This window comes from Pseudomonas sp. MWU13-2862 (assembly GCF_023242495.1).
Taxonomy (GTDB): Bacteria; Pseudomonadota; Gammaproteobacteria; order Pseudomonadales; family Pseudomonadaceae; genus Aquipseudomonas; species Aquipseudomonas gingeri_D.
Genome location: NZ_JALMEZ010000012.1, coordinates 1 through 12,873, shown reverse-complemented (window position 1 = coordinate 12,873; position 12,873 = coordinate 1). Strand labels below are relative to the sequence as shown.

The 12,873-nt window shown below is 61.6% G+C and carries 12 protein-coding genes and 1 pseudogene; 8 read left to right on the top strand and 5 right to left on the bottom strand.

Translation table 11 applies throughout. From position 1 onward, the window contains the following. Positions 1–80: 80 nt before the first annotated feature. From M5C56_RS20920 to M5C56_RS20905, 4 genes are all read right to left on the bottom strand, one after another. On the bottom strand, positions 81–1,208 hold the full coding sequence (locus M5C56_RS20920; protein WP_103499292.1) for an FAD-binding oxidoreductase: 1,128 nt from the start codon (positions 1,206–1,208) through the stop codon (positions 81–83). Between the two features lie 56 nt (positions 1,209–1,264). Beyond that, positions 1,265–2,215 (bottom strand): ornithine cyclodeaminase family protein, encoded by a 951-nt coding sequence (locus tag M5C56_RS20915; protein ID WP_103499293.1) that lies wholly within the window; start codon positions 2,213–2,215, stop codon positions 1,265–1,267. 140 nt (positions 2,216–2,355) lie between these two features. Continuing rightward, entirely contained in the window at positions 2,356–3,834 is a 1,479-nt protein-coding gene (gene rhlB, locus M5C56_RS20910; protein WP_103499294.1) for an ATP-dependent RNA helicase RhlB, read from the bottom strand. 76 nt (positions 3,835–3,910) lie between these two features. Next, positions 3,911–4,567 (bottom strand): alpha/beta fold hydrolase, encoded by a 657-nt coding sequence (locus M5C56_RS20905; protein ID WP_103499295.1) that lies wholly within the window; start codon positions 4,565–4,567, stop codon positions 3,911–3,913. A 480-nt stretch (positions 4,568–5,047) separates the two neighbouring features. Here M5C56_RS20905 and M5C56_RS20900 point away from each other — a divergent pair, with 480 nt between their 5' ends. The 8 genes from M5C56_RS20900 (at position 5,048) to M5C56_RS20865 (ending at position 12,291) form a co-directional block, all read left to right on the top strand. Next, positions 5,048–6,079, top strand: a complete 1,032-nt coding sequence (locus M5C56_RS20900; RefSeq protein WP_103499296.1) for an amino acid ABC transporter substrate-binding protein — start codon at positions 5,048–5,050, stop codon at positions 6,077–6,079. A 66-nt stretch (positions 6,080–6,145) separates the two neighbouring features. Continuing rightward, the gene (locus M5C56_RS20895; RefSeq protein ID WP_103499302.1) at positions 6,146–7,327 is read left to right on the top strand and encodes an amino acid ABC transporter permease; all 1,182 of its coding nucleotides are present in this window, start codon (positions 6,146–6,148) and stop codon (positions 7,325–7,327) included. Positions 7,328–7,337: 10 nt separating this feature from the next. Next, the gene (locus M5C56_RS20890; RefSeq protein ID WP_103499297.1) at positions 7,338–8,435 is read left to right on the top strand and encodes an amino acid ABC transporter permease; all 1,098 of its coding nucleotides are present in this window, start codon (positions 7,338–7,340) and stop codon (positions 8,433–8,435) included. Positions 8,436–8,445: 10 nt separating this feature from the next. After that, a complete protein-coding gene (locus M5C56_RS20885; protein ID WP_103499298.1) occupies positions 8,446–9,210 on the top strand; it encodes an amino acid ABC transporter ATP-binding protein in 765 nt (254 codons plus the stop codon). A gap of 175 nt (positions 9,211–9,385) precedes the next feature. Beyond that, positions 9,386–10,045, top strand: a complete 660-nt coding sequence (locus tag M5C56_RS20880; protein ID WP_103499299.1) for a FadR/GntR family transcriptional regulator — start codon at positions 9,386–9,388, stop codon at positions 10,043–10,045. After that, positions 10,035–11,342: a CynX/NimT family MFS transporter gene (locus M5C56_RS20875; RefSeq protein WP_103499300.1), complete on the top strand. Its 1,308-nt coding sequence runs from the start codon at positions 10,035–10,037 to the stop codon at positions 11,340–11,342. Before M5C56_RS20880 ends, M5C56_RS20875 begins: the two co-directional genes overlap by 11 nt. Before the next feature lie 102 nt (positions 11,343–11,444). Beyond that, entirely contained in the window at positions 11,445–11,915 is a 471-nt protein-coding gene (locus M5C56_RS20870) for a nuclear transport factor 2 family protein (protein WP_103499301.1), read from the top strand. A gap of 46 nt (positions 11,916–11,961) precedes the next feature. Beyond that, positions 11,962–12,291, top strand: coding sequence for a GIY-YIG nuclease family protein (locus tag M5C56_RS20865; RefSeq protein ID WP_100941828.1), 330 nt, complete (start codon positions 11,962–11,964; stop codon positions 12,289–12,291). 229 nt (positions 12,292–12,520) lie between these two features. Here M5C56_RS20865 and M5C56_RS20860 read toward each other — a convergent pair. Continuing rightward, positions 12,521–12,873: pseudogene (locus tag M5C56_RS20860) on the bottom strand (hypothetical protein); the annotation flags it as partial.

Here is a 12,873-nt window from a genome sequence, read left to right as displayed (position 1 = left end):
TGGCCTGATCACCGAGCGGCGAAAGGGTAGCGCCCCGGGTACGGGCGTACTAACGAGTGTGCCGCAATCAGCGCCAGTCGTCATCCGAGACGGGCAGGGGAAAGCATCGCGGCGTCGAGTCCGAACTGCGCGAGCTGCTCGGGCAAGGCTTCGCCACGCACCAGCGCCGCACTGGCCTGGCCCATCGCCGGTGAAGTCTGGATGCCGTAGCCGCCCTGGGCCGCGACCCAGAACAGGTCGGGGACCAGGGGATCGAAACCGGAGACCAGATTGCCGTCGCTGACAAAACTGCGCAGGCCGGCCCAGGTGCGGGTCGGGCGGCGGATGGTCAGGGTAGTGGCTTCCTCGATCTGGTAGATGCCCATGGCGATATCCAGTTCTTCGGGCTGCACGTCGTGGGGCTCGACCGGGTCGGCGTTGGCCGGCGAGCCGAGGAACATGCCGGCATCCGGCTTCATATAGAAGGATTCGTCGAGGCTGACCAGCATCGGCCAGTCGTGGTTATCCAGGCCTTCGGGCGGGGCGAAGATAAAGGCCGCGCGGCGCTTGGGCTGCAGGCCCAGGGGACGGGCACCGGCCAGTTCGCCGATCTGGTCGGCCCAGGCGCCGGCGGCGTTGATCAGCACCTTGGCGCTGAAGGTTTGCCCGGCGGTGCGGACCTGCCACAGGCCGTCGGCATCGCGCTCTAGGCCAAGGACTTCACAGTCGGTGTGAATCTCCCCCTGCTGGCGGCGGATACCACGCAGATAGCCCTGGTGCAGGGCGTCGGTGTCGATGTCGCTGGCGCTGGGGTCGTAGATCGCCCCGTGGACCTTTTCCCGGCGCAGGATCGGAAGGCGGGCGCAGGCCTCGTCGGCGCTGAGCAACTGCATCTCGGGCACGCTGGCTTTGGCGCTGAGGTATTGCTGTTGCAATTCGTCCGGGTCGCCCGTGAAGTCCACGGTCATTTCGCCCCGTGGGGTCAGTAGCGGGTGTTCGGCGAAGCCGGGCGGTGGGGCGTCGAAGAAGGCCCGGCTGGCGAGGGTCAGGGCGCGCACCTGGGGTGTGCCGTAGGCAGCGGTGTAGAGGGCGGCGGAACGTCCGGTGGAGTGATAGCCCGGGTGCGATTCCCGCTCGAGCACGATCACCCGGCCATGCCGGGCCAGCCAGAAACCGGTGGAGGCGCCGGCAATGCCGCCGCCGATGATGATGAAGTCTGCCTGATTCATTCAAGGCCTCCTGCTGGGGTCTAAAGGCTGTATGCGTAACCTGTGGGAGCTGGTGTTCAGCTTGCCTTGTGATGCAGATGATAAAGCGCATTGGCCAGGGCGATGTCTTCCAGGCCCAGGCCGATGGAGCGGAAGAACACATGGCGTTCGTAGGTCGGCCGGGGTGTCTGCTCGCTCAGCAATTCGGCCAGGTCGCCATGGATCTGCCCGGCGTCCCAGCCGTGCTGGCTGGCGGCAATCAGCATTTCTCCAGCCGAACCCGGTGTGGTCTTGCGATAGTCGCAGTAGACCTGCATGTCGCTCAGTGCCTGCGGCGGCACCTCGTGGGCGCGCACGGCATTGGTACTGATGGAGGTGATCAGCGCCGGCTTGCGCAGCTGGCTCGGGTCCATGACCGGGGTCGCCGAGGAGGTGCAGAGCAGGATGACGTCGGCGTCGTCCAGGACTTGCTCCAGGTGTTCGACGATCCGCAGACGGGGCTCGATGTCGTTCAGGCGTGCGCGCTTGTCGGCACTCACATTGGGCGAGTAGAGGCTGATGTCCTGCCAATCGCGCAGCCCCTTGGCGTAGTGCAGATGGGCCTGGGCCACCGGACCGCTGCCGACGATGGCCAGGCGTTTGGCGTCCAGCGGAGCCAGGGCGTCCACGGCCACGGCGGTGGTCGCCGCAGTGCGCGCGGTGGTCAGTTCGCCGGCATCGCAGAGCAGCAGCGGCTGGCCGGTCTGCATGGACATCAGCAGGGTCCAGGCGGTCACCAGCGGACCCTGCTCGCGGACGATATAGGGCGAGGTCTTGACGCCATAGACCTGGTCGTCGGCCAGCACACCGAGGTAGTTGATAAAGTCGCCGGCACCCTGTGGGAACTCCACCAGCTGCTGCGCCGGTTGCACCGCCTGCCCGGCCGCCAGGTCGCGAAACAGTTTGTGCAGGATCTGCGGCACGTCGATCTGCTGCAGGAGTCGATGGGCCTGCTGGCGGTCGATCACGTAGGGGGTGTGGCCGGACATGGGGTGCTCCCGAATGATTTTTATAAACTAATTTGTCTATTATGGACTTTTAGTTTAATTTGGCAATCTCCGGACGAAAAAAAACGCCGCCGGGTATCGGGCGACGTTTTGTCGTGCAGCGTGCCTTTCGGCCTGGGCGATCAGGCCGGACGCTGGCGCACCACCGGCCGCAACAGCTCGGTGGGTGGCATTTCGCAGCTGATCTTGTGCCCGAGGAGGGTCTCGATCGCTGGCAGCTGGTAGGAGTCGTCTTCACCGGCGAAGCTGATGGACACGCCGTCGGCGCCCGCTCGTCCGGTCCGGCCGATGCGGTGGACGTAGTCGTCCGGCACTTCCGGCAGGGTGAAGTTGATCACGTGGCTGATGCCGTCGATATGAATCCCGCGCCCGGCCACATCGGTGGCCACCAGCACGCGGATCTTGCCTTCGCGGAAACCTTCCAGGGTCTTGATGCGCTTGTGCTGCGGTACGTCGCCGGACAATTGCGCGGCATTGACGCCGTCGCGTACCAGGCGTTCCTCGATCCGCCGCACTTCGTCCTTGCGGTTGGCGAAGACCATCACCCGCTCCCAACCATTGTCGGTGACCAGGTTGTAGAGCAGCTTGTACTTGTCGGCACCGGCCACGGCGTAGACGTGCTGTTCGACGTTGGCGTTGGCCGGGCTCAGCGCTTCGATCTCGACAATGGACGGGTCGGTGGTCCATTGCTTGGCCAGGTTCATCACGTCTTCGGTGAAGGTGGCCGAGAACAGCAGGGTCTGGCGTTCGTTCTTCGGCGGGGTCTGGCGGATGATCTGCCGGACCTGGGGGATAAAACCCATGTCGAGCATGCGGTCGGCTTCGTCCAGGACCATCACTTCGACCATGTCCAGGTGCACTTCGCCGCGCTGGTTGAAGTCCAGCAGGCGGCCAGGCGTGGCGACCAGGATGTCGCAGTGACGGGCTTCGAGCAGCTTGAGCTGTTTGTCGAAGTCCATGCCACCGACGAACTGCATGACGTTGAGGCCGGTGTACTTGGTCAGGTCGGCGGCGTCCTTGGCGATCTGCACCACCAGCTCGCGGGTCGGCGCGATGATCAGCGCCCGCGGCTCACCCATGTAGCGTTCTTTCGGCGGTGGGGTCTGCAACAGCTGGGTGATGATCGAGATCAGGAACGCGGCGGTCTTGCCGGTACCGGTCTGGGCGCGACCGATGGCGTCCTTGCCGGCCAGGGTAAAGCCCAGGACCTGCGCCTGGATCGGCGTGCAATAAGGGAAACCGAGGTCCTGGATGGCGTGCATCAACTCGGGCGCCAGCTTGAAATCGTGGAAGCGGGTCTTGCCTTCCTGGGGCTCGACGACGAAGTCCTCGAGTTTCCAGGGTTTGACGGGAGGCTTCGGCGCTCGTTCACGGCGCGGTTGCTCGGCTTTCGGCTGTTCGACGCGTGGCGCCTCAACCGCCGCAGCGGGCTGTTCCGGGATGGCGGCCGGGGCTTTCGGTTTGGCGACAGGCTCGGCGAGCTCCGCAGGTTGGCCGTGGTGGCGGCTATCGGAGTTGGGAACAGGGGCGCTGGAGCCTGGTGCGAGCTGCTCAGCCTCGCTTTTACCGAATATTTTTTTGAGTGCTTTGAGCACGGTCATCTCGTTAATTTGGTTAAGGAATGTACGCCGGCCAGTGTAATGCAAGAATCGGGCGCGGCGTAGTGCGTTACCGATATCAGCGCAAACGAGCGGCCAGCCAGGTACCGATGTCCTGGATTTCCTCGGGTAACACTTCGTGGCCCATTGGGTATTCCTGCCATGTCACGGTGACATCAAGGCGCTTCAGGTGCTCATAGGCGGTTCGACCCATGGCGTTCTGGACCACCTCGTCATAGTGGCCATGCAGGCAGAGGGCCGGAATTCGCTGTTGGCTGGCGGAAAGTTGCAGGGAGTCGCTGAAGGTCGGGGCATAGGTCGAGAGCGCCAGCACGCCGCCGAGGGCGCCTTGCCACCTCAGGTAGGCGGTGTGCAGCACCACGGCGCCACCCTGGGAAAAGCCAGCGAGGAAGATCCTCGAAGGGTCGATACCCGCAGCCCGCTGGGCTTCCAGCAATTCGATGACGGTCGCTGCGGATTCTTCAAGCTCTTCAAAACTGATCGAACGCGCCGGGCTCATGGCCTTGATGTCATACCAGCTGGGCATGGCGTAGCCGCCATTGATGGTCACGGCGCGGGTCGGCGCCTGGGGCAGGACGAAGCGCGTGCTCGTCAGGCTCTCCTGCAGCGTCTCGGCCACCGGCAGGAAGTCGTAACGGTCGGCCCCCAGGCCGTGAAGCCAGATAACACAGGCGTCTGCGGTCTTGGCGGGGTGAATGATCAGCGGCTCAGTCATGTGTGCTCCATTAGTGTGCGTGCGCTCCAGATGTGTGCGCGGTGATGGTGCGTAAAGAGTTGATTTGTTAATAAAATGTCGCGTTGTTGAATGTTTTTCTATTGACCTGTGGCTGAATCGCTTTAGCCGCCACTATGGTACGGGCTTTGCTATGGGAGAACCGAGTGAATGCATTCACCCCTGGCGGTAACACTATCAGTCTACCGCTGGCCGTGGGATAGCAAATGAATCCGTCTCGGCGGGTTCTGATTCACGTTCGCCGAGGGCCGGCAGGGCTTTAGCGAATCTGGAAAGGGCTGAGGCCCGTTCGGCCAATTTGGTGGGCGGTGAGTTTTACAGACGGGAGACTTTCTCCTACTAAACTCATAGCTCAAGTCTTTAGCCGCTTGACCCAAAAAAAAGCCAGCACGGGTTAACAACGCCTCATAAGGGTGCGGCTAGACTCTAGCTCCGACACAACAAGAGCAACTGGAGGTTTGAATGAAGATGTTGAAATCCACCCTGGCAGTCGTGACTGCAGCCGTCGTACTGGGCGTCAGCGGTTTCGCGCAAGCGGGCGCTACCCTGGATGCCGTACAGAAGAAGGGTTTTGTTCAATGTGGCGTGAGTGACGGCTTGCCGGGCTTCTCGGTGCCTGATGCTTCCGGCAAGATCGTCGGTATTGACGCTGACGTCTGCCGTGCCGTGGCCGCTGCCGTTTTCGGCGACGCGACCAAGGTCAAGTTCAGCCAGTTGAACGCCAAGGAGCGCTTCACCGCGCTGCAATCCGGCGAAATCGACATCCTGTCGCGTAATACCACCATGACCAGCTCCCGCGACGCCGGCATGGGCCTGATCTTCCCGGGCTTCATCACCTACTACGATGGCGTCGGCTTCCTGGCCAACACCAAACTGGGCGTGAAAAGTGCCAAGGAACTGGATGGCGCGACCATCTGCATCCAGGCCGGTACCACCACCGAGCTGAACGTGTCCGACTACTTCCGCGCCAATGGCCTGAAGTACACCCCGATCACCTTCGACACCTCCGACGAAAGCGCCAAGTCGCTGGAATCCGGTCGTTGCGACGTACTGACCTCGGACAAATCCCAGCTGTTCGCCCAGCGCAGCAAGCTGGCCTCGCCGAAGGACTACGTGGTTCTGCCTGAAACCATCTCCAAGGAGCCTCTGGGCCCAGTGGTGCGTAACGGCGACGAAGAGTGGACCAAGATCGTTCGTTGGGTCGGCTATGCGCTGCTCAACACCGAAGAAGCCGGTATCACTTCGAAAAACGTCCTGGAAGAAGCCAAGTCGACCAAGAACCCGGACGTTGCTCGTCTGCTGGGCGCCGACGGCGAGTACGGCAAGGACCTGAAACTGCCGAAGGATTGGGTCGTCAAGATCGTTTCCCAGGTCGGTAACTACGGCGAGATCTTCGAGAAAAACCTCGGCAAGAGCACTCCCCTGGAAATCGACCGTGGCCTGAACGCTCTGTGGACCAAGGGCGGCATTCAATACGCACCACCTGTGCGCTGATTGACCTATCGCCCGGCAGGCCAACTGCCGGGCGATGTTCTTGTTCCGTTTTTCCTGGGGCACTTCATGCAAAATAAAATCGGCGCACCCAAGCAGAGACTCAGTCTCAGCGACCCCAAAGTGCGTGCGTGGCTATTTCAGATCATCACGATTGTCGCGGTGGTCTCGTTGGGCTGGTACCTGTTTCACAATACCCAGACCAACCTGCAACACCGAGGCATTACCTCGGGGTTCGGCTTTCTTGAGCGCAGTGCCGGTTTCGGCATCGCTCAGCACCTGATCGACTACACCGAATCGGACAGCTATGCCCGGGTGTTTGTCATCGGCCTGCTCAACACCCTGCTGGTGACCGTGATCGGCGTTATCCTGGCGACCCTGCTGGGGTTCATCATCGGCGTCTCGCGACTGTCGTCGAACTGGGTGATCAACAAGCTGGCCACCGTCTATATCGAGGTGTTCCGTAACATCCCGCCGTTGCTGCAGATCCTGTTCTGGTACTTCGCGGTATTCCTGACCATGCCGGGACCGCGCAACAGCCATAACTTCTGGGATATGTTCTTCGTCAGCAGCCGTGGCCTGAATATGCCAGCGGCTATTGCTTCCGCGGGGTTCTGGCCGTTCGTGATCAGCGTCGTGTTGGCCATCGTGGCCATCGTGCTGATGAGCCGCTGGGCGACCAAGCGCTTCGAAGAAACCGGCGTGCCGTTCCACAAGTTCTGGGCCGGCCTGGCCTTGTTCCTGGTGATCCCGGCATTGTGTGCCCTGGTCTTCGGTGCCCCCGTGCATTGGGAGATGCCCCAGCTGCAAGGGTTCAACTTTGTCGGCGGTTGGGTATTGATCCCAGAGCTGCTGGCCTTGACCCTGGCCCTGACGGTGTACACCGCGGCGTTTATCGCCGAGATCGTGCGCTCGGGCATCAAGTCGGTCAGCCACGGCCAGACCGAAGCGGCGCGCTCCCTGGGCCTGCGTAACGGTCCGACCCTGCGCAAGGTGATCATCCCGCAAGCCCTGCGCGTGATCATTCCACCGCTGACCAGCCAATACCTGAACCTGGCGAAGAACTCGTCCCTGGCCGCCGGTATCGGTTACCCGGAAATGGTTTCGCTGTTTGCCGGTACGGTGCTGAACCAGACCGGGCAGGCCATCGAAGTCATTGCCATCACCATGAGCGTGTACCTGGCGATCAGTATCAGCATTTCCCTGCTGATGAACTGGTACAACAAGCGCATTGCGCTGATCGAGCGGTGAGGAAACGCCCATGAGTTCGCATACTTTCAAACCCGACATGCCACCACCGAGCAACAGTATCGGCGTGGTGGCGTGGATGCGGGCGAACATGTTCTCCAGCTGGCTCAACACGCTGCTGACCCTGTTCGCCTTCTACCTGATCTACCTGATCATCCCGCCGCTGCTGCACTGGGCCATCCTGGACGCCAACTGGGTCGGCACCACCCGCGCCGACTGCACCAAGAGCGGCGCCTGCTGGGTGTTTATCGAGCAGCGTTTCGGCCAGTTCATGTATGGCTACTACCCGCCCGTGATGCGCTGGCGCGTGGACCTGACCGTGTTGCTGGCGATCATCGGCGTGGCGCCGTTGTTCATCCCGCGCTTCCCGCGCAAGGCGATCTACGGCCTGAGTTTCCTGGTGCTGTACCCGATCATCGCCTTCACCCTGCTGCGCGGCGGTTACCTGGGCTTGCCCAGCGTTGCCACCACCGAGTGGGGCGGCCTGATGCTGACCCTGGTCATCGCCACCGTCGGTATCGCCGGGGCCTTGCCGCTGGGGATCATGCTGGCGTTGGGACGGCGTTCGAACATGCCGGCGGTGAAGGTGGTCTGCGTGACCTTCATCGAGTTCTGGCGTGGTGTGCCGTTGATCACCGTACTGTTCATGTCCTCGGTGATGCTGCCGCTGTTCCTGCCTGAAGGCATGAACTTCGACAAACTGCTGCGGGCGCTGATCGGCGTGATCCTGTTCCAGTCGGCCTATGTCGCCGAAGTGGTTCGCGGTGGCCTGCAAGCCATTCCCAAGGGCCAGTACGAAGCCGCTGCCGCCATGGGCCTGGGTTACTGGCGCGCCATGGGCCTGGTGATTCTGCCGCAAGCCTTGAAGCTGGTGATCCCGGGGATCGTCAACACCTTGATTGCGCTGTTCAAGGACACGAGCCTGGTGATCATCATCGGCCTGTTCGACCTGCTCAACAGCGTCAAGCAAGCCGCCGCCGACCCGAAATGGTTGGGCATGGCCACCGAAGGCTACGTGTTCGCCGCCCTGGTGTTCTGGATTTTCTGTTTTGGTATGTCCCGCTATTCCATGCATTTGGAACGCAAGCTGGACACAGGCCACAAGCGTTAGGAGTTTTGTCATGAGTGAAGCGATCAAACAGCCTGTGGGTCCTGAAGGCATTATTCAGATGCAGGGCGTGAACAAGTGGTACGGCCAGTTCCACGTGTTGAAAGACATCAACCTGAACGTCAAGCAGGGCGAACGTATCGTCCTCTGCGGCCCGTCGGGCTCGGGCAAGTCGACCACCATCCGCTGCCTCAACCGTCTGGAAGAGCACCAGCAGGGCCGCATCGTGGTCGATGGCGTGGAACTGACCAACGACCTCAAGCAGATCGAAGCGATCCGTCGTGAAGTCGGCATGGTGTTCCAGCACTTCAATCTGTTCCCGCACCTGACCATCCTGCAGAACTGCACCCTGGCACCGATGTGGGTGCGCAAGATGCCCAAGCGCCAGGCGGAAGAAATCGCCATGCATTACCTGGAGCGCGTGCGTATCCCGGAGCAGGCCCACAAGTTCCCGGGCCAGTTGTCCGGTGGTCAGCAGCAGCGTGTGGCGATTGCCCGTGCCTTGTGCATGAAGCCGAAAATCATGCTGTTCGACGAACCGACCTCGGCGCTCGACCCGGAAATGGTGAAAGAGGTGCTGGACACCATGATCGGTTTGGCCGAAGACGGCATGACCATGCTCTGCGTTACCCACGAAATGGGTTTCGCCCGTACCGTGGCGAACCGCGTGATCTTCATGGACAAGGGTGAAATCGTCGAACAGGCTGCACCGAACGACTTCTTCGACAACCCGCAGAACGATCGGACCAAGCTGTTCCTGAGCCAGATCCTGCATTGATCGGCTGACGTTGAATGAAAAACCCGGACCTGGTCCGGGTTTTTTTTGCCTGGGTTTTATCGATCAGAGGGGGCTTTCCGCTGTTGTAGAAAACGTTGGTTCTTGAACTCGCAGTCAGGTTTGGAGTAACCTTTTGGCTAATTCATCCTATGACTGGATGTTAGGGCGAGTTTCCATGTCTCAAAGCATTCCTCTTATCAAGCGCTCCCTGGTCGACCAGGCCCTGGAGCAATTGCGCGAACGCATTAGCCGTGGCACCTGGGCCGTGGGTGAGCGGTTGCCCACTGAGCCGGAATTGGCCGCGGAGCTGGGCATCAGCCGCAACACCATGCGTGAAGCCCTGCGGGTACTGGCGTTTTCCGGGTTGATCGAGATCCGCCAGGGCGACGGCAGCTACCTGCGGGCGACCATCGATCCGCTGACGACCATGCAGGCGTTGTCGCGCTGTTCCCTCGACCAGGCCCGCGAGACCCGGCACAGCTTTGAGGTCGAGGCCGTCGGCCTGGCGGCGCTGCGGCGGACCGAGGACGACCTCAAGGGGCTGCGCGAGGCCCTGCATGTCTGCGGCGACCACTATCACGGCGATCTCGACAGCTACATCAGCTGTGACCTGGTGTTTCACCAGCGCCTGATCGACGCCGCGCACAACCCCATGCTCAGCGAACTGTATCGCTACTTTTCCAGCGTGATCGCCGGCGCCCTGCGCCAGACCCTGGATATCACCCCCCGTCGTCAATCGGTGTTCGACCTGCATGTGGCCATGCTCGACGCGGTGGAGCAACAGGACCCCGAGCGCGCCAAGGCCTTGTGCCGGAGCTTGATCAATGAACCTTGAAAACGAGAGCCCCCTGTCCCGTGCTCCTGTAGAACCCGGTGCCGACTCGCGGCCTGTGGAGCTTGATCGACTGCTGATCGATGCCGAGGCCGATGACGATCTGGTCCAGCAGCAACAACCCGTATTGCGCCGGCCCTGGCTGTTGCTGCTGGGCCTGGTGTTGGTGGCCCTGAATCTGCGCCCGGCGTTGTCGAGCATGGCGCCGTTGCTCGGCGAGGTGTCCCGCAGCCTGGGCTTGTCGGCGGCCAAGGCCGGTCTGTTGACCACCTTGCCGGTGCTCTGCCTCGGCCTGGCGGCGCCCCTGGCGCCATGGCTGGCCCGGCGTTTCGGCAGCGAGCGGGTGGTGCTGGGAATTTTGCTGACCCTGGCCGGCGGGATCATCCTGCGCAGTTCCCTGGGTGAGTTCGGTCTGTTTGCCGGCAGTGTGCTGGCCGGTGCGAGCATCGGGGTGATCGGTGTGCTGTTGCCCGGCATCGTCAAACGCGACTTCGCGAAGCAGGCCGGGACCATGACCGGTGTCTATACCATGGCCCTGTGCTTGGGCGCGGCGTTGGCGGCTGGGGCCACGGTGCCGCTGAGTCAACACTTTGGCGAAAGCTGGTCGATCGGCCTGGGGTTCTGGGTCGTGCCCGCATTGGTCGCGGCGATTTTCTGGTTGCCGCAGGTGGGGCAGAAACACGGTGCCCATCACGTGGCCTACCGTGTGCGCGGTTTACTGCGCGATCCGCTGGCCTGGCAGGTCACCCTGTATATGGGGTTGCAATCGTCCCTGGCCTATATCGTCTTCGGCTGGTTGCCTTCGGTGCTGATCGGACGTGGCCTGAGCGCCACCCAGGCGGGGATCGTGCTGTCCGGCTCGATTCTGATCCAACTGATCAGTTCATTGGCGACGCCCTGGCTGGCGACGCGGGGCAAGGATCAGCGGCTGGCGATTGTCGTGGTCATGGTGCTGACGTTGGGCGGCCTGTACGGTTGCTTGTATGCGCCGCTCGAAGGGCTCTGGGGCTGGGCGATCCTGCTCGGTTTGGGGCAGGGCGGGACCTTCAGCCTGGCGCTGACCCTGATTGTATTGCGCTCGCGCGATGCCCATGTGGCGGCGAACCTCTCGGGCATGGCCCAGGGTATCGGTTACACCCTGGCGTCCATGGGGCCGTTCGCGGTGGGGTTGGTGCATGACCTCACCGGGGGCTGGGAGGCACTGGGCTGGATCTTCGGCGTGATCGGCCTGGGCGCTATCGTCTTCGGGCTCGGTGCCGGTCGGGCGCGTTATGTCCAGGTCACCTGCGAAAAACTCTGAATCACCCCACACTCCCGGTATTCGGATCGCGAATGCCGATAGTCAGCCGGGCATTTGCAGACTATCGTGCAGGCGATCCTTTTACCTGCACGGAGCCCGTTCATGAGTGATGCCCACAGCGCGTTGATTACTGAGTTCTATAAAGCCTTCCAACGGCTGGATGCCGAGGCCATGAGTGCCTGCTACACCGAGGATGTGGTGTTCAGTGATCCGGCGTTCGGTGAGTTGCGTGGCCGTGATGCTGGCGATATGTGGCGCATGTTGGCCAGCCGGGCCAAGGACTTTTCCCTGACCTTCGACAATGTCCGTGCCGACGAGCGCAGCGGCGGCGCGCATTGGGTCGCGACCTATCTGTTCAGCCAGACCGGTAACACCGTGGTCAACGATATCAATGCGCGTTTTGTGTTCCGCGACGGCAAGATCTGCGAGCACCATGACCACTTCGACCTGTGGCGCTGGTCGCGTCAGGCATTGGGGACCAAGGGCTTGTTGCTGGGTTGGACGCCCTTGGTCAAGAACGCCGTGCGTGCCCAGGCCCTGAAAGGTTTGAAGGCCTTCCAGGCGAGCCGCTAGGTTCTGCTAAGATCGCGGCCTCAATAGCGATCAAGCCCTTTGTCACGTGAACATCAGCGAAACGCTCAGTGCCGAGACCGAGCCGGCGGCGCCTGCGGTCAAACCCTGGTTTGTCTATCTGGTGCGGGCCGCCAATGGCTCGCTGTATTGCGGGATCAGCGATGACCCGCAGCGGCGGTTTGCCTCCCATCAAAGTGGCAAGGGCGCGCGCTTCTTCTATTCCAGCCCGGCGGTCGCGCTGGTGTATGTGGAGGCCTGCCGCGACAAGGGCGAGGCCCTGCGCCAGGAGCGGCTGATCAAGAAATTGCGCAAGAGCGCCAAGGAAACCCTGGCGGCGGGGTTCAGTCTGGAAGCCTTTGCTGCCGGGCGGAAATGAGCTGGGGCGTTTTTCCGCGTCTCATCGCAGGCTGCGCCTGACCGTGGCTGCAATTGACGACACTGTCATGCTCGAATATGATTGGTCCATCGAAGCGACTGACCGGATGAGATTGAGCGCTTCCCAGCGGTGAAAGCCGTAATCGCGCAAGGCGGTTCGAAAGTGGTGTCCGGATCTGTTTTATCGAATACGAAAAAGACGCTCATGGCGTCTTTTTTCGTTTCTCCCTCTAACGTTTGGTTGCGGTTGGTTGACGCAAGTAGACCTTACCGCACAGTAGTGCAAAGGCCATTGATCCTTTCAGGTTTGGACCGCCGCCTTTTCCTTCGTGATACGCACTCTCCACTACCAGATTCAACTCCTGCCATTGGCGCTTTTCGTGCGCAGCGCGTCTTACCTCAAAAAAGACATGATAAGGTCCACTCGGGTCCTCAACGGTGATGGAAAAGCACCAATTACGCTCGGCCGACGTTTCCCATACCTTGGCTTTTGGATGCGTCAGTCTTTGCAAAATAACGGCCGGTAGGTTCTGAGATAGCCGATAACGAATGGGGCAGAATGTCCGTTGCCGCTTACCGTCAG